Genomic DNA, 18,647 nt, shown 5'->3' with positions numbered 1-18,647 from the left:
ATAACGTGAGCTACGGCGCAACGGATAAAACCCGCTAATCAGGCCCCGGCGCCATGAAAATGGGCGACACCACCCATTAGGTACGGGCGCCGGAGGCCGGCGGGCGGCCATCCGATCCCGCCAATCCGACCGGTGCCGTAGATCGTTTCGGGTATGTTCCCCTGTGTGCCGGAGGGCGGGCTGCGGGCAGCGTCGTGCCCGCCCTCACGTGCCTATGGCGTCACCAGTTCCAGTTGCGCATGCTTTCCCCGCAGAGCGGCAGGAAGACCGAGAGAGACGATGTCGTGGCGAACAAAAGAGCGGCCCTTGACATGGTCTTGCCTGTCGCCTGTCGCCTGAGCTCGAAGAATGGTCGGTGACCGATGCTATCTGGCAAGCGCGAGTAAATGCCGTCTTACTCTTGGGAACGCGAGTTCAGGCTGCTCTGGACGGGCTCGGCGGTATCGCAGTTCGGCGCGGCCGGCGCCACGATGGCGACACCGCTGCTGGCGCTGTCGCTCACCGGGTCGCCGGTGTCCGCGGGGCTGGCCACGGCCGCCGGCACGCTTCCCGGACTGATGGTTCAGCTTCCGGCCGGCTGGCTGGCCGACCGCGCCGACCGGCACCGCATCATGATGACCAGCCAGGGCGTGCGGCTGGTCGCGACGCTGGTGCTCATCGTCGGCCTCGGCCTGATGGGCGGGCCGTTCTGGCTGCTGCTCGTGGTGGTGGTCGTGGTGGGCGTCTCCGCGGTCTTCCATGACATCGCCGAGAACGCGCGGGTGCGCGACATCCTGTACGGGGTGGACGACACGCCGCGCCCTTGCGACGCCGACATGGCCGCGAAGCGCAAGTCCGCGATGGCGGGACACGAGGCACGGGTCCATATCGCCCAGGTGACCGGCCGCCCGCTCGGCGGTCTCCTGTTCGACTATTCGCCTCCGCTGCCCTATGTCATCGAGGCGGGCACCGCCTTTTTCTCGCTTTTCATGATGCGGCTCATCGGCACCGGCCGGGCCGGGGCGGCCGAGCACGGGCCGCCGTGGCGGAAGCGGGGAGCCGGTTCCGGACGCCGCTTTTCCCGGCGTGCGCGGGACGAGATCGCCAGCAGCCGGAAATTACTGACCGGCGACAGGTTCCTGCTGACGGTGCTGACCGTCTGCACGGTGGCCAATTTCCTTTTCCAGGTGGTCGTGCTGCTGCTCATCGTGTCCGCGGACCGGCGCGGCACCTCCACCTCCCTGACCGGGCTGTTCCTGTCGGCATCCGGAATCGGGGGAATGGCCGGCGCGTTCGCGGCGCCGCGGCTGCTGCGGAAGAGACGGCCGCAGACGATCGTGCTGTGGTGCGTCTGGAGCTGGTTCGTGCTGGTGCTGCTGGTGGCGCTGGTCCGCCATCCGCTCGTGGGCTTTCTCGCGTGGGGAAGCTGTAGTTATATGGGCGCCCATGTGAACATCGCGCTGGAGGTCCACAAGGGCGACAGCGTTCCCCGCGAGCACCAGGGGAAGATCACCAGTATCGGCCGGTTCCTCACCAGCGGGGCGACCCCGCTCGGGGCGCTGTGCGGCGGCTATCTCATCGCCGCGCTGAACCCGGCCGGCGCCGCCGCGCTGGTCGCCCTGGTCATGGGCGTGCTGGTGCTCGTGGTCACCGCCGGGATGCTGCTCGGCGACCGCGACGAGGCCACGGAGGCCGAAAAGAAGGAATCGGGTAAGGAAGGGGGTGGAGATGAACCGATCACCACCCACGACGCCGTCCCCCCGAAACACACGGTCACCGCGCATATCGCGCACGAGGTGATCGCCCCGGCCCCGATCATGGCCGATTTCGATCTCCCCGCGGAGGGGGTGGCGCCGGCGAGCCCCCGGAGGTGACGTCCGAAAGGTCGTGGCACACCCCGATTTGTGTCATGCGACATCACCGTGACCGGCGTCCCATGGCCTACTGTCGAGATGAACGGTGCGGTGGCGGGATGCGTCGCCGCTCGCGATCTCCTGCCGGGACGGGCCGTCGCGGGGGCGCCTTCTCCCGCCCTTCACCATGATCAGTACGGCGGGTACGCTGAGTGCCACCAGTGGGGCGAAAGAATTCTGCATGCCTGCGGACGGGAGTGTGGAATGACGGCCGGAACGCTGGGGCCCGGGGAACGGCGGCGCCTGATCGACGCGCTGCTGCGAATCGACGCCCTCAGCGTCCGCAGCACCCGCGAAGCGTGCGTCACCGAGCTGCAGAACACCCTGAGCCGTCCCCTCGAATGGGAGCGGGACGAGCGCGCCCTGCACGACGTGTGGGGGCTGGCCGTCGCGTGCCTGGGCCGTCCCGGCGGGATCCAGACGCTCCTGGACGTGGTGGAGTTCTTCGACCGTGGCAGCCACGCGTTCAGGGAGGCCCGCGCCCTCGCCGACGCGGTGCTGCCCGAGCCGCTGCTGACCACCGAGGAACGGCGGCTGCTGGCCCAGCTCGTCCAGCACCTGGAACGGCAGGGGCTGACCCTGATCCAGCACGCCGAGCTGGTGCCGGCCTACCAGAGGGCGGTGGGCGAGTTCGGACCGCCGCCGCGCCCGGAGGTCTACGACGAGCGGCACATCGTGGACGTGCGGCTGCTGATCGAGCAGTTGGAGGAGGCGCCGCTCGGTCCGGACGGCGTGGCGCCGCTGCTCCGCTTCGTCCACGAACTCGCGGGGTACGCCAAGGCGCCTGTGGCGACCGCGTTCGCGGAGTGGATGGCGCGGTTCGCGGAGCGCACCGGGCTGGGCCAGGACTGGCGGCGGCTTCTCACCGCGACGGAGGAGCGGCCCGCGCTGGACAACGCGGAGCGCGCGGCGTCCCTGGTGTTCGAGTGCCGTCCGGACGGCGCGGACCCGGACCGCCTGGCCGTCAGCGCTCGGCTCGAACGCGCCGACGGGACGGTCGCGATGGTGCGCTGCGACGAGGAGCCCGAGCCCGTGGAGCGGCTGCCCGCGCTGGTCGAGGCGCTGCTGAACCGGGAACGCGGCCTGCTGGCGGCCGAGCACTGCGAGCTGACCATCGCGTTCGCGCTGCCGCGCGACCTGCTGGACCTGCCCTGCGACCAGTTCGTGGTGACCCTTGGCGGGGTGCCTCGGCGGCTGGGCATCGAGTACCCGGTCGTCCTGCGCAGCCTGGACCGCATGGACGAGGTCTGGCTGTGGCCCAAGTGGCGCAGCAAGTGGAACCTGCTGCGGGAGGGCGCGGGGGAAGCGCGGGTGCATCCGGTGTCCGAGCCGGGCGAGTACGACGGCGAGAGGCTGTTCGCCGTGCTCTCCGACCCCGAGGCGGTCGGGCTGGCGATGGCGTACCCGCCGATGGACGAGGGTCCCGGACGGGTGGACGAGATCTGGGTCGCCTTCGAGACCGGTGCCCCCATCGTGGTGTGGTGCCGCAAGAGCAGGGTTCCGGAGCGTTTCACCGAAGAGGCCAGGGAACTGTGCGGCTCCGATCCCGCGACGCTGCCGCGTACGGTACGCCGGTTGCGCCGTGAGGCGGTGCTGTCGCAGGACCGGCGCCAGAACAGGCGTCCGCAGACGCTGCCCGGGGGCGGGGCGCTTGAGGACGCGAACGACATGGACGAGACCGAGCATCTGGGCATGCATCTCGCCCTGCTCTACGACGACGCCGACCGCGTACCCGAACCGTACGACCGGCTCAGGCCGCCCGCCTGAACGTTCCCCGGAGGGCTCAATGTCGATGTCCGATACCGCACCCCAGGACCCCGCACCCGGCAACGACACGCCTCCAAGCGATGGCGGCTTCCGCATCTTCCACGGCAACCGCGAGCCGCACGACGGGATCGACCGGCGTCCGCCGCCTCCGCCGTGGCGACGGTTCGGTCCGGGCGGGTCGGTCGCGGCGAGCCGGCTGGGCGACCGCGAACGGGCGGTGACCTTCCGCACCGACGAGCGGATCGTGGACATGGTGAACACGGCCCTGCACCTGCGCCGCCCGCTGCTGGTGACGGGGAAGCCGGGCTCGGGGAAGACCACGCTGGCCTACAACATCGCCTACGAGCTGGGGCTCGAACCGGTGCTGCGCTGGCCGATCAACAGCCGCACCACGCTGCGGGACGGCCTGTACGACTACGACGCGATAGCCCGGCTCCAGGACACCGGCCTCCGCAAAGGCTGGAACGCCCTGGGGCGCCCGCCCGGCCCCACCTCCGGAGACGAGGACGACGCGGGTGAGGACGTGCCCGACATCGGCCGGTACATCCGGCTGGGGCCGCTGGGAACGGCGCTGCTGCCGAGCGAGCGCCCCCGCGTCCTGCTGATCGACGAGCTGGACAAAGGGGACATCGACCTGCCCAACGACCTGCTCAACGTGCTGGAGGAGGGCAGGTTCGGCATCCCCGAGCTGGAACGGCTCCCCGACGACCGGCCGCTGGTGGAGGTGATGACGGCCGACGAGGGCGGCCGGGCGACGATCCGGCGGGGGCGGGTGCGCTGCTCCGACTTCCCCATCATGATCATCACCAGTAACGGCGAGCGCGAGTTCCCGCCCGCGTTCCTGCGGCGCTGCCTGCGGGTGGTGATCGAGCCGCCCGACCGCGACCAGCTCGCCGACATCGTCACCGCCCATCTCGGCGCGTCGGCCGACGCCGAGTACGTGCATGTCATCAGGGACTTCCTGGCCCGCCGCACCCGTGCGGACCTGGCCACCGACCAGCTGCTCAACGCGATCTTCCTGGCCATGTCGCGCCCGCCGGAGACCACCCGGGACGAGCTGATGGACGAGATCCTGCGGCCGCTGGACACCAAGGGACCGTGATGATCGAGAGGCTGGCCGACCGGCTCCGCGAGGTCGACCCCGACCTCTCGGCGGAGGACCTGGCGGACGTGCTGTGGATCGCCCGGCTCCTGGGCGCCCCGGACGCGCGCGCGAAACCCGGCGCACCTGACGAGGCCGGGACGGCGAAGGGTGCGGACGATCAGGCGGCGACGGAGCCCGACGTGGACGGCACCGCCACGGACGGGCCCGGTCCGGAGCCCGCCGCTCCGGATGGCGGCGCCCGCGTCTCGGACGTCCAAGGCCGGCGATCGCGGCCGGAGACCGGCGGCCGGGGGGCCTCGGAGGATCCTTCGGCGTCCACGGAACAGGCGGGCCTTTTCCTGCCGGGCGGCTTCGGGGGCGGCGGCGAACCGTCCTTCCCCGTCCGCGCGCCCACGCTTCCGGCGCTCCCGCACACGCTGGCGCTGGCCCGCGCGCTGCGCCCGCTACGTCTCGCCGTGCCGTCCCCTCGGCCGGGTCGGCTGAACGAGGAGCGCACCGCCGTACGGTTCGCCGACACGCTCATCTGGGAGCCCCAGCTCGACGCGGCCACCGAGAGGCGGTTCGAGCTGGTGCTGGTGGTGGACGTGGCACGGTCCATGGTCGTGTGGCGCCACACCGCCGACGAGCTGCGCCTTCTGCTGGAACGGCTGGGCGCCTTCCGGGACGTGCGGATCCGCTACCTCGACACCGACGCCTCCACCACCTCCACCACTACGGAGCCGGCCGAGCGCGCCGAGCTCCCGGACGTCGTGGGCGGGGCGGGCACGCGCCGGATCGTCCTGGTCGTCAGCGACTGCATCGGCGCGGCGTGGCAGGACGGACGCGCCGCCGCGCTGCTGGACCGCTGGGGCCGGTCCGCCTCCGTCGCGATCGCCCAGCCGCTGCCGCAACGGCTGTGGCGCCGGTGCGCCGCCGCCACGGAACGGGTGTGGCTGCGCGCCGCCGGCACGGGAACACCCAATGCCGGGCTGTCGGTGCGGATGCGCGACCGGCACGCGGGGGCCGTCCCGCCGGGGATCGCCGTGCCCGTGCTGGAGCTGGATCGCCGCTGGCTGGGGCCGTGGGCCGCGATGGTCGCGGGCTCCGGCACGGAGATCTCCGGGGTGGCGCTGTTCACGGGCCGTCCCGCCGCCCCGGCCGCGCCTCCCGAGCCGGAGCCCGCACCTGAGGGGGACGCCGAGGCGGCGGAGCCGTCGGCGCGAGAACGGGTCCGGCGATTCCGCGCGTCGGCGTCGCCGAAGGCGGTGGAGCTGGCCGGGTATCTCGCGGCGGCGCCGCTGCGCCTGCCGGTGATGCGCCTCGTCCAGGGGACGATGATGCCCGGGTCCACGCCCGCTCACCTGGCGGAGGTGTTCCTGGGCGGCCTCCTCCGCGTGGACTCCGCGCAGTCCGATCGGCAGGACCCGTCAGAGGTCGCCTACGAGTTCCACGACGGTGTCAGGGACGTCCTGCTGGGCGGGCTGCGCCGTGACGACGCACTGCACATCCTGCGCGAGGTGTGGGGGACGGTACGGGACAGGCTCGGCTCCACCCTCGACTTTCCCGCGTTGCTGGCCGCCATCAAGCAGGACCCGGACGCCCTTCCGCCCGACCAGCCGTTCGCGCAGGTCGCCACGGGTGTCCTGGCACGGTTGGGCGGTACCTACGGAGAGGTCGCCCGGTTCCTCAGCCAGTCGGCCCGGCGGAACGGGACGGGCGACGCGCAACGCAACGGCCACACTCAGGCGCGGCCCCCTAAGGAAGGGCCGCACGCACCGCCCCTTCTAGGCGGCCTCCCTCCACGCAACCCGTTCTTCCATGGACGCGTCGAACACCTGTCGCGCGTGTGGGAATCGCTGCGGGACGACGGCGCCGCCACCGTTCTCCTCCCCAGCGCGCCCGGTGCCTTGGGCAAGACGGAGATCGCACTGGAACTGGTGCATGCGCACCTGGGCGAGTACGGACTGGTCTGGTGGATCCCTGCGGGCGACAGCAGATCGGTACGGGCCTCCCTGGGCAGGCTCGCACGCCGCCTGGGCACACCGCTCAGCGATGACCTGCCGGTGACGGTCGCCAATCTCCTCCGCGCACTGCGCGACGGCCTCCCCGATGGGCGCCGCTGGCTGCTGGTGTACGACGACGCGGGCGACCTTACCGAGCTCACACCACTGATGCCGTTGATGCCGCGGTCCGCGGACGCGGCGGGGGACGTGCTGGTGACCTCGCGGGACCGGCTGTGGAGCCGGGTGGCCACCGTGATCGAGGTGGACGCCTTCAGACGTGCCGAAAGCATCTCGTTCCTGCGGCGGCGCATGCCCGGCCTGTCCGAGGCCGAGGCCGGCATGCTGGCCGAGGCCCTCGGCGATTCCCCGGCCGCCCTGGTGCAGGCCGCCGTCCACATCACGACCACCGGTCAGGGCATCGACGACTACCTACGGCTCGTCCGGCTGCGCCTTTCCCGGCTACGGCCGCCGGAGTCGCGTGAGAACCAGCCCGTCGCGGCCCTCGGCATCACTCTCGACGGGCTGGCCCGCCGTGACCCGGACGCGTACGGCCTGCTCACGGAATGCTCGTACCTCGGCCCTGCGGGCTATGCGCCGGTCCGCCCCGGCGAGGCCGAACCACCGGCCATGATGCGCACGCTCGACCGCCTGGAACTGGGCCGGATGGATCAGGAGACCGGGTCCCTTCTGGTTCCGAGGTGGGTTCGCGAGGCGGTGAGAAACGCGCTCCCCAGGGAAACGGCCGCGCAGGCACGAGAGCGCGTCCACGCCCAACTCAGCGCCATGACCCCCGCGAGCGGCCCCGAGGTCGAGGCGACCTGGACGGCCCGTGCGTCGATCACGCCGCACCTGGCCTCGTCCGACATCGTCAGCGCGGACGGGGACGACGCCCGCGCCGTCGTCATCGACCAGGCGCGGTTCCTCTACCACTCGGGCGACTTCGAGGGGTGCCGCGCGCTCGCGGAGGAGGCCGTGACACGGTGGCGGCGACGTCACGGCGATGACGACGCGTTCGTGCTCGACGCCGCGAGCGTCCTCACGGACGTCCTGTACGCGAGCGGCCGTCCCAAACAGGTCACCGAGGCGATGGCCCTGACCGAGGACATCCTGCGGAGCCTCCGCAGCACGCACGGACCCGACGACACGGCGATCCTGCTCGCCGCCGGACGTCTCGGAGGCGGGCGGGGACTCCGCCACCAAGGCGGCTTCGCGTCCGCCTACGAACTGGACGACGCCATCTGGAGACGGACGCGGCAGCGGTACGGCGGCGACCATCCGCACGCGCTGCACGCCGCCGGGCAGGTCGCAACCGGCCTCTACCTGCTGGGACGGTTCCACGAGGCGCACGCCCAGGACGCCGCGCTGCTCGACCGGCTGAGCGCCCTGCACGACGGCGGAACGGTGAACCGTGAGGTCGTCCATGCCACCCAGTGCCTCGCCAGGGACCTGCACGCGCTGGGCTCGTACGACGAGGCGTTGCGCAGGCTCGATGCGATCCTCTCTCCGGCACGCGACGCCCTGGGCCGTGACCACGCACTCGTCCTGCACGCGGAGCGGACCCGCGCTGCGGCCCTACGCAAGGCGGGACGGCTTACGGACGCGGCACGGCTCGCAGAGCAGACCGTGGACGCCCACCTGCGGCGGTTCGGCGCCGACCACCCCGCCACGCTCGCGGCCAAGACGACCGCCGCCCTCGCCGGGTCCGCCGCCGGTGCCCCAGGGCTGGGCCGCGTTCTGGCAGAGGAGGCGCTGTCCGGCTATCGCCGGACGCTCGGCGACGACCATCCGTTCACCAGCGCCTGCGCCATCGACCTCGCGTCCGTCATGCGCCGGGTCGGTGACGTCCAGGCCGCCCTGGAACTGGACCGGAACGCCGTCGCCGCCCTGGAGCGGGACGGCGGGCCGGGCCGCGACCACTTCCACGCCTTGTGCGGCGCGGCCGGAATGGCCAACGACCTCTACCTGCTCGGTGAACTTCGGGCGGCGCACGACCTCGTCTCCCGCACCCGTGACGGCTTCGAGGCCCGGCACGGCCCGAGCCATCCGTACACGCTGGCCTGCGCCCACAACCTCGCGGTCATCGGCCGCGCCCTGTCCGGGGCGCCGGACCCCGGCACCGGCACGGCGGCACGCGAGGCGCTGAGCGGGCTGCTCGGCGAGGGCCATCCCGAGGTACGGGCGGCGGCCCAGGACGACCTCCTCGAATGCGACATCGACCTCCCATCCCTGTAGCAGCGAGGGGACGACGTGCACACCTACGCCCCGGAACCGCCCTCCGACAACCGTCCCCCGGCGGCCGCCTCCGCCCCGCCGGACGACCACGGCGGATGGCGCCCGTCCGGTCTCAGCTCGCAGTTCGTCTGCGACATCGCCTCGTTCGGGGCCGCGACCCGCGGGGACGCCGCCCGCACGCACCTGCGGCAGGCCCTGTACGCCGCGCTGCGGACCGCCTTCGACGCGGAGGGATGCCCGTTCGACTCCTGCTACCGCGAGGACCGCGGCGACGGCGTGATGCTGGTCGTCCCGCCGCAGGTCGACACCGCGCTGCTGATCACCTCGATCGCGTTCCGGCTGCGCGCCGAGGTGCGCCGGCACAACGAGTTCTCCAGCGAGGCGACGCGGATGCCACTGCGCGTCGCGGTCAACACCGGTCCGGTCGAATGGGACGGCCGGGGGGTTGTCGGGAAGGCCCTGAACGACGCGTTCCGAATTCTCGACGCCGAGCCGTTCAAGCGGGTGCTCAGCGCGTCGGGCGCGGACCTGGCGCTGATCGTGACGCGGCGCGTCTACGACGACGTGGTCAGCCAGGGCAGGGGGCTTCTCAACCGGCACGACTACCGTCCGCTGCAAATCGCGGTGAAGGAGCTGCGCGAGACCGCCTGGGCCACGCTGCCGGGAATGGGCCCGCCGCCCGGCCTGCCCGCCGAGCCGGACACGGGCACCGGGGCGGGGACGGGGACGGGCACGGGGACGCTGGTGCAGGCCCCGGAGGATCTCGCGCCGCGGACGGTGCGGCCCGAGGAGATCTCCGGCCCGGCCGGGCTGGGACGCTTCGGCGGCCTCCGGTACGCGGACGGCAACGTGCCGCCCCCGGTGCTGTTCGAGCTGGTCGACCGCGCGCTGGAGATCTCCCAGCTCATGAGCGAGCCGGAGCGGGAACGCGCGGTGGGGGCGCTGCCCCGGGACATCGCCGGCGTGATCCCCCGTTCGCGCGCCGCACGCGCCGACGTCTACGAGATCATCAGGACCTGCCTCGGCTATCCGGGCGGCCTCCAGGCCCTGCTCGTGGCGCTGCACGGGCTCGGCGGCGAGTCGCTGGCCTTCCTGGAGTTCAAGAGGGCGATCGTCCGCCTCCTCTTCGAACCGGAATAGCCGGAACGGCCGCGTTCCGCGCCCGCGCCAGGCACGGGTTTCCCGCGCACAGAATTCCGGGTCTTTTGCCGGCCAAGGCGGATGAACTTCGCGTCCCGCTCCGATCGCTCGGAGGCCACCGGACCGGCCATTGCTTTACGGCGGCAAGGGGAAACACAGGCAGGGTTTAACGATTCGGCGAGCAACCGCCGGGTATGCGATTGAGCGGTGCCGCATGCTGTTTTCTCCCGGACGGGCCGGGAAACCTTGCTCAATCAAGGAGGATGGAGGGTGCCATGGAGGTCGTTATTGAGATGACCTTGCCACGGGCCGCGGAAAGCGCGCCGCTGGTACGGCACACGCTCGACGCGTCGCTGCGAGGGCTGGGCGTGACCTCCGACGTCCGCGCCGACATCGCGCTGGCGGTCGGCGAGGCGTGCGCGAACGTCATCCAGCACGCCGACGACAGCCGGGAGTACGAGGTCCGCGCGCAGATGGACGGCAGGAAGGTCGTGGTCGACGTGATAGACGGCGGAGGATCGGGCGACACCACGGTCTGGGAACGCGGGCGCGGTGTCCTACCGATCTCCGAGAACGGACGGGGCCTGCAACTCATGAGGGCCTTCACCGAGGAACTCGACATCACCGATCGCGCCGACAGGAACGGCGCGATCGTTCATTTTGAGAAGTCCCTGGCCGGTTAGCCGCCGCCCCAGCGCCGGGACACCGACCGGAACCGTCCCGAGCCCCGCACCCGCTCTCGTCCCCGCACCCCACCCCAAGCCCCGCACCCACCGCCACAGCCCCGCACCCACCGCCAGAGCACCGCGGCACCGCATGACGACGACAACGGCGACAACGGCGACCGCCCGGCCGGAAGACGGCCGGGCGGTCGCGCGGACCGGGAGATCAGCCCGTCACCGCGAGGTCGCCTCGCACCGGGGACGGCTTGGGAGCCGGGGCGGCGGGCTGCCCGTGGGCCGGGTCGCTCGCGGCGGGCTCGCCGGAGGAGGAGTCCTGCTCGGTGGCCTCCCAGGGGTGGTCGTGCGCCCACTTCCCAGGGCCGCAGACGGCGTTCGCCGTCCTGACGGTCTCCCTGCCGAGCGGCCCGAGCGGGATCGAGGTCTCCATCCCGGTGACCGACAGCCGCCCGTCCCTCAGCCGCTCCTGCTTGTTGAGCGTCACCCACGCCGGCCCCAGGCCGGGGAGCTTCACGGGGACGGTGGTGTTGGGACGGGGCGCCGACTCCAGCGGCTGCCCCGCCAGCCTGGCGTTGACCAGCCGGGACGAGGCCCCGCCCAGGCCGCACTTGGCCGTGATCGCCTCGGCCATCAGCTCCAGGGCGGGGATGCGCAGGTCACTGACCGTGGCGTCGGCCCGGTCGGCCGCCGCGCCGCTCTCCAGCGCCTTGGCGCTGAGCAGCCGGGTGCTGTTCTCCCGCAGCACGCTCTTGCGGACCTCGGACGAGGCCGACCAGACGGACGGCAACGGCTGGACCGGGATGGGTCCGGTCAGCGACAGCCCGTAGGCGGACGAGCCGTAGCCCTGCGTCCTGCGTTCCTCCCCACCGTTGTCGGCGCGCGCTCCGGGCGCCGTGACGACGCCGGCGACGGCCGCGGCCATCGTGACGGTGACGGTGGCGAGCAGGCTCGCTCTGGCGAAAGACGTGCGGGTACGCATGATGGTTTCCTCTTTCGGGATATCGGAGGCCGGACGGCGTTCGGCGCCGTTCAGCCGGTGATGAGCACGAGGGTTCCGAGCGGTACGTGGGACAGGGCGCGCAGCGCGGCGTCCGGGACCCGGACACAGCCGTGGGTGACCGCCTTGCCGAAGACGGACGGGTCGGGCCAGCCGTGCAGGGCCACCGTGCCGGGACCGCCGCCGAAGCTGTCGAGGGTCGCCGAATGGGTGCCCAGCGGGATCAGCAGCGGGCTCGGCGTGCGGCTCGACGGCTGCAGGAGCGCGAGCAGGAACGTCCGCCCGGCCGGCGTGGGCGTGCGGCGCGCGCCGACCGCGACCGTCCACCGGCCGACCGTCCTGCCGGACCGCAGCAGCGTCAGCCGCCGCCGCGACACGTCCACCTTGACCAGGTAGGACGTGCGCGCCATGCGGAGGCCGCCCTGCGCGGTGGACATCCACCCCGTCGCCCCGTTGGGCTTGCTGGGCAGCAGCACCTGGACCCAGGCCCCCGACCGGCTCACCACGGGGACCCAGGTCGGGCTGCCCAACTGGGTGGTGGGCAGGGTCGCGACCGGACGGCCGCCGGGGGCGTCCAGCACCATCTGCCGGGTGACCGGGTGGACGACGAGCCCGCCCGCCGGGGACGTCGCCGCCAGGTCGCGGGGAGCCCCGTGCACGGTCGTGTGCGTCGTGGCCTCGGGCACCTCGGCGGACGGCGCGGCCGGCGGGTCCGCTCCCTTGGCCGCGGCGGAGCGCTCGGAGGCGTCCGTGCAGCCGCCCGCCAGCGCCAGCGCCGCCGCGGCACCGGCCGAGAGGAGGACGCGCGCCCCCGCCGGGCGCGCGGCCACGACGGCGCGTTCACGATGCGTCAACAATTCCCCCCGAAGCCGAACGCATTCCACATTCCCCCGGAATGCCCATGGACGGTCACCGTACTGCCGGGATGCTAACGCCGGTCACCGGGGCCGTGCGCGGAATTCCAGCAAGGCCATGCAGTTTTGCCACACGAAATAATCGAGATCCGGCGGGATATCCAATGAATCCCGGAAAACCAGGCAACCCGGAAGCGGTACCGAACCAGGGAAATAGCGGTTACGCGAATACCGCTTCCGGCGCGTTCCGTGCCTGCCCGCTCCGTGAGCGCGCACGCGGCCTCAGGCGGGCATCTGGAAGGAAGCTCAGGCGGGCATAGGGAAGGAGGACTCGCCCTCGCCGTCCCGCCCCGTCGCCGAAGCCTCATGGAACTGGGCCAGCCCCCACAGAAGGGCGTTCCTGGCCGGGGATGACATCGTGGACAGCACCCGTGCGAGCTCCTCGCGCCGCCGCCGCCCCAGCCGGTCGAGCAGCTCCCGCCCCTCCGCGGTGAGCCGTACCGTGACCTCACGCCGGTCACGGCCCGGGTCGCGCAGCAGCAGGCCCCCGGCCTCCAGCCGGTCGCAGAGCCGGCTCGCCGACGACACCAGGGCGCCCATCTCGGTCGCCAGACCGCTGATGGTGACCGGGCCCCGTTCCAGAACGAAGAGCGCCCGTAACTGGGTCGCCGGCACCGGCACGTCCGGCGCGTTGTGCGTCCGCGCCCACACGTCGATCAGGCTTCCGGCCACCTCGTCGAGCACGGCCGCCGACTCGGCGGCTCCCTGACCCGGCGTGGCGACCATGCCCTCCACTGTTACACACGCCGTCCGTTCCGGCATACCGGTGCGACGGCCGCTGAGCGCGGTACGCGGCGGGGGCCGAGGGGACGCGGGTGTCGGGAAGGTGAGATCGAGGTAATGCGGCGGTCAGATGTTGTCCCTATGACACCAGGTCACCGAGTGAAAAGGGATTACTGGACGGGGCCGACGGGAACGCAAAGCGCCGACATGGGGGGATGTGATGCGGCATGCCGCAAGGGGCGATGTCCACAAGAGCGGATGCCCTGGCGCCTTGGCGGGTGCTGACTTTCAGCGGGGAACTCGACCTCGCGCGCGCCGGAACGCTGCGGAAGGCGGTCGACGAGACGCTGGCCGCGCAGGAGCGGCCGCTGCTGGCGCTCGATCTCCGCGATCTCTCCTTCTGCGACTCCTATGGCCTGTCCGTCCTGGTGTACGCGGCCAAGAAAGTGCGGGAACGCGGGGGCACGCTGCGGCTGTCCGGCGTCTCGCCGCAGGTGCGAATGCTCATTGAACGCTGCGGGCTGGAGCGTCTGCTCGTCCTTCCCCGTCACCATCCCGGTTCCTGAAAGCCCGTGTCAGGCGCTCCGGATCACCGCGCTTCCGAACGCGCCTCCCGAATCGCCCGCGGCCTTGCCCGGAGCCGCTCGACGCGGGCTCGACCTGCCCGAAGTCGCCCTGCCCGGCGGCGCGGCGTCCGGTGGCGAATGGTCTCCGGACGCCCCGCCGCGCCGGGCGGCCCTCTGTTCGTTGCGCTTTTGCGCGGCGGCCTGGCGGGCCTTGTTGAAACTGTCGCGGACGCGTGCGGCGCCACGGCGTGCCGTGGCGGTGTCAATGGATCGGTGTGCGTATTCGGCCAGCACCTCACCGACGGGCGGCGGGGTCCATTCCTCGCGAGCGGGGACGGGAGGCGGCGGCAGGAGTGGGGAAGTGGAGTCTTGGCCCGGAGCGGCGACGAGCGTGAGATGCGTGCGGCAGTGCGGGCACTGCAACCCCGAATGGGTGTCTCTGCTCATACCACGGATGATTCCCCACGGGTCTGACAAATTCTCCTGCGGTTTTCGGGGCAACCGGCGTCAGGGACCCGTGCCTTGTTCCTTCGCGCCTTCTTGCCTGGACGAGACCCGGCCATCGCCTCGCTGCCCGCGCTCCCGCTTCCCCTGGCGATCTCGGTGTCGAGGGCGTCCATCCGCCGCGTCCGGAACCGCCGGTAGAGCTCCCGCCAAATGTCGATCTCGCGCAGCGGCGCCGGATCGACCGAGGACAGGCGGCGCGTTTCGGCGGCCCGCACCGTGGTGAAGCATTCTCGCGCAGCACCCGCAGGTGCTGGGACACCCCCGGCTGAGAGATCCCGAACTCCTCCAGCACCACGGCGCTGATCTCGCCCGCCGCCCGCTCGCCGTCGGCGAGCGGTTCCAGGATCCGGCGCCGGACCGGGTCACCGAGAACGCCAGGCACGGCAGTTTTCGGCGAAGCGGGCCAGCTCGTGCTCGGCGAAATGGACGGGATCCCAGTCGTACGGCTCGGTCGGCCCCGTCCAGACATAGGCGCGCGCCCGCCGCCCGCCACCGTCCAGCGTGATGAGCGTGGGCTCGTACTCGGGGTCCTCATAGGCGTCCAGCAGCCGGCACTCCGCCTCGGTCAGCCCGGCCAGCAGCACCCCGTCCGCGACGCCGTCCGGATCGGCGACCATCCCGGGGTAGACCACCCCGGGCAGCGCCCGCACCCGCCAGCCCCGCGCGGACGCCGGCGACAGCGCGGGCACGCGGCCCAGCAGGATTTCCAGGATCTCGGGGAACCGCAGCGTCCCGTAGACGAACAGGTCGCTACCCCTCATGAGCGGACCCGTGAGCGAACCCATGAGCGAACCCGTGAGCGAACACGGTACGCGGTGCCCGGCAGGGCGAAATCACCGGATAGCACTCCATGTCGCCCGACAATCTGACTTACCCGATTCGCTCCGACGTACCCTGTTTGTAGTGGAGGTATCGCACGTTCACAGCGGCGACGCGCCCCACGGGCACCGGGGAGTGACCGAGCCGTGCGCGAGGAGCGATCGCCGCGATCGGTTGCTCCACGGAACCGGGGGCATGAACCGCGTATCCAACCCACCGCTGAAACATCCGCAACATCGAAGTTCCACTCTCGTTCATCTTGATCGGGGATTATCACCGTCATGAGCATCGAGCCAGGACCTCTCCCCCACGGCGCCGATGAGCTGCCCGAGGACCGTTTCCTGGACCGCGAGGAGAGCTGGTTGCGGTTCAACCAGCGCGTCCTGGAACTCGCGGAGGACCCCGGCCTTCCGCTGCTCGAACGGGTGCGGTTCCTGTCCATCTTCGCCAGCAACCTGGACGAGTTCTTCATGGTCCGGGTGGCGGGCCTGGCCCGGCGGATGGCCACCGGCCTGGCCGTCCAGTCCGCCAGCGGACGGCAGCCCAGGGAGGTGCTGGAGCGCACCTCCACCGTGGCGCGCGAGCTGATGCTGCGCCATGCCGCCACCTTCCGGGACGACATCCTGCCCGCCCTGGCCAAGGAGGGCATCGAGCTGCTGCGCTGGGACGAGCTGGCCGAGACCGAGCGGGAACGGATGCGGCGGCTGTTCCGCGACCGGATCTACCCGGTGCTGACGCCGCTGGTGGTGGACTCGGCGCACCCTTTCCCCTACATCTCCGGGCTGTCGCTCAACCTCGCGGTGATCGTCCGCGACCCGGACACCGAGGGGACCCTGTTCGCCCGCGTGAAGGTGCCGCCGGTGCTGCCGCGCTTCATCGAGGCGTCCCCCAACCGGTTCACGCCCCTGGAGGACGTGATCGCGGCACACCTGGGGCAGCTCTTCGTGGGCATGGAGGTGGTGGAGCACCACGCGTTCCGGGTCACCCGCAACCAGGACCTGGAGATCGACGACGACATCAGCGAGGGGCTGCTGGAGGCCCTGGAGCGCGAGCTGCTGCGCCGCCGCTTCGGCCCGGTGGTCCGGCTGGAGGTGGAGGACTCCATCTCCGACGGCGTGCTCGACCTGCTCACCACCGAGCTGGAGATCGAGGAGGGCCAGATCTTCCGGCTCGACGGCCCGCTGGACCTGGCCGGGCTGTCGGCGATCGCGGACCTGGACCGTACCGAGCTGCGCTACCCGGCGTTCGTCCCGTCCAAGGAGGCGCTGCCCGCCGACGCCGACATCTTCGGGGCGATCCGCGAGCGCGACGTGCTGGTGCATCATCCCTACGACTCGTTCACCACCACCGTCCAGCGGCTGATCGAGGAGGCGGCCGACGACCCGCGGGTGCTGGCGATCAAGCAGACGCTGTACCGCACCAGCGGCGACTCCCCGATCGTGGACGCCCTGGTCGACGCCGCCCAGGCCGGCAAGCAGGTCGTGGTCGTGGTGGAGCTGAAGGCGCGGTTCGACGAGCGCGCCAACATCGCCTGGGCGCGCAAGCTGGAGAAGGCCGGCTGCCATGTCGTGTACGGCTTCGTGGGGCTGAAGACGCACTGCAAGCTCGCGCTGGTCGTCCGGCAGGAGGCGGACGGCTCGCTGCGCCGCTACTGCCACATCGGCACCGGGAACTACCACCCCAAGACGGCCCGCCTGTACGAGGACTTCGGGCTGCTGACCGCCGACCCGGACGTGGGCGAGGACGTCAGCGCCCTGTTCAACCACCTGACCGGCTACTCGCGGCAGAGCACCTACAACCGGCTGCTGGTCGCGCCGCAGGGGCTGCGGTCGGGGCTGGTGCGGCGGATCGAGCGTGAGATCGAGCACCACCATGCGGGGCGTCCGGCGCGCATCCGCATCAAGGCCAACTCGGTGGTGGACGAGGACGTGATCGACGCCCTCTACCGGGCCTCGCGGGAAGGCGTGCCGGTGGACATCTGGGTGCGCGGCATCTGCGCGCTGCGCCCCGGGATCCCGGGGCTGTCGGAGACGATCCGCGTGCGCAGCGTCCTGGGCCGGTTCCTGGAGCACTCCCGGGTGTTCGCGTTCGAGAACGGCGGCGACCCCGAGGTGTGGCTGGGCAGCGCCGACCTGATGCACCGCAACCTGGACCGCCGGGTGGAGGCCCTGGTCACGGTGACCGACCGGGTGCATCGCGCCGAGCTGGTCGACCTGATCGACCGGGCGATGGACGACCGCACCGCCACCTGGTGGCTGGCCGGGGACGGGACCTGGACGCGGCGGTCGGAGATGACCGACGAGCCGCTGCAGGACATCCAGACGTACCTGGTGAGGAGCAGGCGCTGGAGGACGGTCGATGGGTGAGCGGCACCGCCAGGGCGGCCGTTCCAAGGCGGCCGACGCGAAGCAGGAGCGCGAGCCGATCCAGGCGGCGGGCGCCGTGTTGTGGCGCGACGGCCCCACCCGGGTGGCCGGTCCGGAGGTGGCGCTCGTCCACCGTCCCAAGTACGACGACTGGTCGTTCCCCAAGGGCAAGCTGAAGAGCGGCGAGCACGTGCTGACGGGCGTCGTCCGCGAGGTCGCGGAGGAGACCGGGATCGTGCCGCGGCTGGGGCGCCGGCTGCCGTCCGTCACCTATCCCAAGGACGACCGGATCAAGCGCGTCGACTACTGGGCCGCCCGGCAGGCCGCGCCCTCCACGGAGCATTCCGTGCCGAACGAGGAGGTCGACCGGCTCGAATGGCTGCCGCTGGCCGAGGCCGCGGAACTGCTCTCCTATTCCCACGACGTCGACCTGCTGCGCGAGTTCGGCGCCGGGCCGCGGCACACCTGGCCGCTGCTGATCCTGCGGCACGGGTCCGCCGGGGACAAGAGCCGGTGGGAGGGGCCGGACGCGCTGCGCCCTCTCGACGCCCGCGGGCGCGCGGAGGCGGTCCGGCTCGCGGAGCTGCTGACCGCCTACGGACCGGCCCGCCCGATCAGTTCCGCGACCGCCCGGTGTGTGGAGACCGTCCTGCCGTACGCGCGGCGGCTGGGCGGCACGATGCTCACCGACCCCGCCTTCACGGTGGACGAGACGAACCCGGACCTGGCCCGCGACCGGCTGCTCGAACTGGCCGACGCGGGCGTCCCCGCGATCGTGTGCACGCACGGCGAGATCGTGTCGGAGCTGGTCACCTCGCTCTGCCGGCATCTGGGCGAGAAGGTCCCCGAAGAGCCGTCGCTGCGCAAGGGCGCGTTCTGGGCGGCCCACCTCACCGCGGGCGAGGGCGGCGCCCCCACCATCGCCGCCATGGAACGCCACGCCTCCTGAACGGCCGG

At 71.9% G+C, this 18,647-nt stretch carries 14 protein-coding genes; 9 read left to right on the top strand and 5 right to left on the bottom strand.

Annotated features, from left to right (window positions below):
• Positions 1-386 precede the first annotated feature (386 nt).
• The 6 genes from QSK21_RS29900 (at position 387) to QSK21_RS29875 (ending at position 10,801) form a co-directional block, all read left to right on the top strand.
• The gene (locus QSK21_RS29900) at positions 387-1,853 is read left to right on the top strand and encodes an MFS transporter (protein ID WP_285700787.1); all 1,467 of its coding nucleotides are present in this window, start codon (positions 387-389) and stop codon (positions 1,851-1,853) included.
• 243 nt (positions 1,854-2,096) lie between these two features.
• Positions 2,097-3,659: a VMAP-C domain-containing protein gene (locus QSK21_RS29895; protein ID WP_285700785.1), complete on the top strand. Its 1,563-nt coding sequence runs from the start codon at positions 2,097-2,099 to the stop codon at positions 3,657-3,659.
• 19 nt (positions 3,660-3,678) lie between these two features.
• Positions 3,679-4,761, top strand: a complete 1,083-nt coding sequence (locus tag QSK21_RS29890; protein ID WP_285700784.1) for an AAA family ATPase — start codon at positions 3,679-3,681, stop codon at positions 4,759-4,761.
• Complete coding sequence (fxsT, locus tag QSK21_RS29885) at positions 4,761-8,978, top strand: FxSxx-COOH system tetratricopeptide repeat protein (RefSeq protein ID WP_285700783.1); 4,218 nt, start codon at positions 4,761-4,763, stop codon at positions 8,976-8,978. The genes QSK21_RS29890 and fxsT overlap by 1 nt, the downstream gene beginning before the upstream one ends.
• 15 nt (positions 8,979-8,993) lie before the next feature.
• Complete coding sequence (locus QSK21_RS29880; protein WP_285700782.1) at positions 8,994-10,118, top strand: effector-associated domain 2-containing protein; 1,125 nt, start codon at positions 8,994-8,996, stop codon at positions 10,116-10,118.
• A 293-nt stretch (positions 10,119-10,411) separates the two neighbouring features.
• Positions 10,412-10,801, top strand: coding sequence for an ATP-binding protein (locus QSK21_RS29875; protein ID WP_285700780.1), 390 nt, complete (start codon positions 10,412-10,414; stop codon positions 10,799-10,801).
• A 205-nt stretch (positions 10,802-11,006) separates the two neighbouring features.
• On the opposite strand, the gene QSK21_RS29870 is transcribed toward QSK21_RS29875, so the two are convergent.
• The 3 genes from QSK21_RS29870 to QSK21_RS29860 all read right to left on the bottom strand — a co-directional run bounded on the left by QSK21_RS29870 (position 11,007) and on the right by QSK21_RS29860 (position 13,435).
• Positions 11,007-11,777: a choice-of-anchor P family protein gene (locus QSK21_RS29870; protein WP_285700779.1), complete on the bottom strand. Its 771-nt coding sequence runs from the start codon at positions 11,775-11,777 to the stop codon at positions 11,007-11,009.
• 50 nt (positions 11,778-11,827) lie between these two features.
• On the bottom strand, positions 11,828-12,649 hold the full coding sequence (locus QSK21_RS29865; protein WP_285700777.1) for a L,D-transpeptidase: 822 nt from the start codon (positions 12,647-12,649) through the stop codon (positions 11,828-11,830).
• Between the two features lie 306 nt (positions 12,650-12,955).
• Positions 12,956-13,435 (bottom strand): MarR family winged helix-turn-helix transcriptional regulator, encoded by a 480-nt coding sequence (locus QSK21_RS29860; protein ID WP_285700776.1) that lies wholly within the window; start codon positions 13,433-13,435, stop codon positions 12,956-12,958.
• 275 nt (positions 13,436-13,710) lie between these two features.
• Between QSK21_RS29860 and QSK21_RS29855 the strand changes: the two genes are divergently transcribed.
• On the top strand, positions 13,711-13,998 hold the full coding sequence (locus tag QSK21_RS29855; protein WP_285700775.1) for an STAS domain-containing protein: 288 nt from the start codon (positions 13,711-13,713) through the stop codon (positions 13,996-13,998).
• A gap of 295 nt (positions 13,999-14,293) precedes the next feature.
• Here QSK21_RS29855 and QSK21_RS29850 read toward each other — a convergent pair whose 3' ends face one another.
• Positions 14,294-14,974 (bottom strand): ArsR/SmtB family transcription factor, encoded by a 681-nt coding sequence (locus QSK21_RS29850; RefSeq protein WP_285700774.1) that lies wholly within the window; start codon positions 14,972-14,974, stop codon positions 14,294-14,296.
• Positions 14,868-15,266 (bottom strand): gamma-glutamylcyclotransferase family protein, encoded by a 399-nt coding sequence (locus tag QSK21_RS29845; protein ID WP_285700773.1) that lies wholly within the window; start codon positions 15,264-15,266, stop codon positions 14,868-14,870. Before QSK21_RS29845 ends, QSK21_RS29850 begins: the two co-directional genes overlap by 107 nt.
• Before the next feature lie 339 nt (positions 15,267-15,605).
• Between QSK21_RS29845 and QSK21_RS29840 the strand changes: the two genes are divergently transcribed.
• Both QSK21_RS29840 and QSK21_RS29835 read left to right on the top strand, forming a co-directional pair.
• Positions 15,606-17,690: an RNA degradosome polyphosphate kinase gene (locus QSK21_RS29840; RefSeq protein WP_285700772.1), complete on the top strand. Its 2,085-nt coding sequence runs from the start codon at positions 15,606-15,608 to the stop codon at positions 17,688-17,690.
• Positions 17,683-18,639, top strand: coding sequence for an NUDIX hydrolase (locus tag QSK21_RS29835; protein ID WP_285700770.1), 957 nt, complete (start codon positions 17,683-17,685; stop codon positions 18,637-18,639). Before QSK21_RS29840 ends, QSK21_RS29835 begins: the two co-directional genes overlap by 8 nt.
• The last annotated feature ends 8 nt before the right edge of the window (positions 18,640-18,647 follow it).

Origin of the sequence: Actinomadura sp. NBRC 104412 (assembly GCF_030269515.1) — a bacterium.
Classification (GTDB): Bacteria; Actinomycetota; Actinomycetes; order Streptosporangiales; family Streptosporangiaceae; genus Spirillospora.
Note: the sequence above shows the minus strand (reverse complement) of the source record. Positions and strands in the feature narration are given on the sequence as shown.

What these genes read in the sequence shown, in the direction of transcription:
- QSK21_RS29870 (WP_285700779.1), bottom strand. Translation starts at nt 11,777, where the DNA reads ATGCGTACCCGCACGTCTTTCGCCAGAGCGAGCCTGCTCGCCACCGTC.
- QSK21_RS29875 (WP_285700780.1), top strand. Translation starts at nt 10,412, where the DNA reads ATGACCTTGCCACGGGCCGCGGAAAGCGCGCCGCTGGTACGGCACACG.
- QSK21_RS29835 (WP_285700770.1), top strand. Translation starts at nt 17,683, where the DNA reads ATGGGTGAGCGGCACCGCCAGGGCGGCCGTTCCAAGGCGGCCGACGCG.
- QSK21_RS29895 (WP_285700785.1), top strand. Translation starts at nt 2,097, where the DNA reads ATGACGGCCGGAACGCTGGGGCCCGGGGAACGGCGGCGCCTGATCGAC.
- QSK21_RS29840 (WP_285700772.1), top strand. Translation starts at nt 15,606, where the DNA reads ATGAGCATCGAGCCAGGACCTCTCCCCCACGGCGCCGATGAGCTGCCC.
- QSK21_RS29890 (WP_285700784.1), top strand. Translation starts at nt 3,679, where the DNA reads ATGTCGATGTCCGATACCGCACCCCAGGACCCCGCACCCGGCAACGAC.
- fxsT (WP_285700783.1), top strand. Translation starts at nt 4,761, where the DNA reads ATGATCGAGAGGCTGGCCGACCGGCTCCGCGAGGTCGACCCCGACCTC.
- QSK21_RS29900 (WP_285700787.1), top strand. Translation starts at nt 387, where the DNA reads ATGCCGTCTTACTCTTGGGAACGCGAGTTCAGGCTGCTCTGGACGGGC.
- QSK21_RS29860 (WP_285700776.1), bottom strand. Translation starts at nt 13,435, where the DNA reads ATGGTCGCCACGCCGGGTCAGGGAGCCGCCGAGTCGGCGGCCGTGCTC.
- QSK21_RS29845 (WP_285700773.1), bottom strand. Translation starts at nt 15,266, where the DNA reads ATGAGGGGTAGCGACCTGTTCGTCTACGGGACGCTGCGGTTCCCCGAG.
- QSK21_RS29850 (WP_285700774.1), bottom strand. Translation starts at nt 14,974, where the DNA reads ATGTCTGGACGGGGCCGACCGAGCCGTACGACTGGGATCCCGTCCATT.